Source organism: Dietzia sp. B19 (genome assembly GCF_014145155.1).
GTDB classification, from domain to species: Bacteria; Actinomycetota; Actinomycetes; order Mycobacteriales; family Mycobacteriaceae; genus Dietzia; species Dietzia natronolimnaea.
On the sequence record NZ_JAALED010000440.1, the window covers coordinates 13,548 to 15,842 of the forward strand.

Below are 2,295 nucleotides of genomic sequence, written 5' to 3' on the forward strand. Positions count from 1 at the left end.
CTCCCGCTCCGACGAGTTGGCCTCGCTCATCTCCGCCGAGACCGGCAAGCCGGACGAGGACGCGACGCTCGAGGTCATGCTCACGGTGAGCCACCTGGAGTGGGCGGCCAAGAACGCCGACAAGGTGCTGCGCCGCCGCTCGGTGTCCGCCGGACTGCTCATGAGCAACCAGGCGGCCTACGTCGAGTACCAGCCGTACGGCGTCGTCGGCGCGATCGGCCCCTGGAACTATCCCGCGTTCACCCCGATGGGCACCCTCTCCTACGCCATGGCCGCCGGCAACGCCGTGGTGTTCAAGCCCAGTGAACTCACGCCCGGAGTGGGCGTCTGGCTCGCCGAGGTGTGGAACTCGCTCGGCGCCTCCCAGCCGCTGTTCCAGACCGTCACGGGTGACGGCTCGACCGGCGCCGCGCTGTGCAGGGCGGGCGTGGACAAACTGGCGTTCACCGGGTCGGCCGCGACGGGCCGCAAGGTCATGGCCGCGTGCGCGGAGACCCTCACCCCCGTCGTCATCGAGGGCGGCGGCAAGGACGCGTTCCTGGTGGACGCCGACGCCGACCTGGACTCGGCCGTCGACCAGGCGGTCTTCGGCGCCATGGGCAACGCGGGGCAGACGTGCGCCGGCGTCGAACGGATCTACGTCCACCGGGACGTCCGGGACGCCTTCGTCCACAAGTTCACCGCGAAGGTCCGGGCGCTGACCCCCGGCACCTCGGTGACCTCCAGCTACGGCCCCATGACGCTGCCGTCCCAGATCGACATCGTCCGCCGACACGTCAAGGACGCGCTGGCCCGGGGTGGCACGGCCGTCATCGGGGGCGAGGAGTCGGTGGGGGAGCGGGTCGTCGAGCCGGTCGTGCTGGTCGACGTGCCCGAGGACTCCACGGCGATCACCGAGGAGACGTTCGGGCCGACCGTCGTCATCAACTCGGTCGCGGACCTCGAGGAGGCGGTCGAGAAGGCCAACGCCAGCAGCTACGGCCTCGGCGGCGCGATCTTCACCGGCAACCGCAAGCGGGGACTGGCGCTGGCGGAGAAGCTCGACGTGGGCATGGTGTCGGTCAACGCGTTCCTGGCCTTCGCCGGGATCCCCTCGCTCCCGTTCGGTGGGTCGGGCGACTCGGGCTTCGGCCGCATCCACGGCGCCGACGGGCTCCGGGAGTTCTCGCGGCCCAAGGCCATCACGGCACAGAAGTTCGTCGCCCCGCTCAACCTCATGACCATGACCCGCAAGCCGAGGGACATCAAGGTGGTCAAGTGGATGCTGGCCAACGTGCAGGGAAAGCTGTGATCTCCCGATGACCGCCACCGCCTCGAACAGGACGACGCCGGAGGAACTCCGGGACACGACGACGACGAGCTCCGCGGACGCGGGACGGCGCACCCTGCCCGGGGTGTTCGGACCGATCCCGTCCGAGCTGGTGGCCGACGCCGCCGTCGAGCACCCGCTCACGGCGTCGCCGCCGCTCAAGCCGGGCCGCTGGTACTGGCGGGATCTCATCGCGTCCCTCGACCCGGTCGCCGACGCGGCGGAGATCCACCGCATCACCTCCTCCTACGAGTTCCCCTGGGACTACCAGCGGGCACTCGAGCTGGCCCTGTACCGCACGTACTGTGTGCCCTCGGTGTCGGCGGTCCTGGAGCAGGCCGGCCAGTTCCGCGACAACCCCCAGAAGCGGTACGACGACACCGCGTTGCTGATGGTGGAGCTGGTCGAGCACGGGTACGACTCGCCGCGCGGCAAGGAGGCGCTGCGGGTGATCAACCGCCAGCACGCGCGGTACGAGATCACCAACGACGACATGCTGTACGTGCTGTCGACGTTCATCTACGAGCCGCTGGAGTGGATCGACGCGATCGGGTGGCGGCGCCTGCACCCCCACGAGCGACTGGCCGCGTTCCACTTCTACCGCGGGGTGGGGCAGCGGATGAAGATCGCCGACATCCCGGAGGACATCGGGGAGTTCCGCCGGTGGCGTGACGACTACGAGGTCCGCACCTTCCGCTATGACCGGAACAACGAGCTCATCGGCACGTACACGCTCGATCTCATGTGTTCCTGGTATCCGGAGGCGGTCCGCCCCGCGGTCCGCAAGGTGGTCCTGTCGCTGGTGGACGACGACATGACCCGGGCCTTCGGCTTCCCGTGGCAGCCGCCGGGACGACGCAGGGCCGCGTACGCCGCGCTGCGGGCCCGGTCCGCGGTGGTCCGGTGGCTCCCGGTACGTCGACGGGCGCTGGGGTCGAGCGCGACCGAGAACCGGACCTACCCCGGGTATCCGAACGGCTACCGGC

At 70.1% G+C, this 2,295-nt stretch carries 2 protein-coding genes; both read left to right on the forward strand.

The window, feature by feature from the left end; all coding sequences use genetic code 11:
- On the forward strand, positions 1-1,291 hold a 1,291-nt coding region (locus G6020_RS12450), incomplete at its 5' end, for an aldehyde dehydrogenase family protein (protein ID WP_241732694.1).
- Positions 1,292-1,298: 7 nt separating this feature from the next.
- Positions 1,299-2,295, forward strand: a 997-nt coding sequence (locus G6020_RS12455; protein WP_182610839.1) for an oxygenase MpaB family protein, incomplete at its 3' end; no start/stop codon positions are given.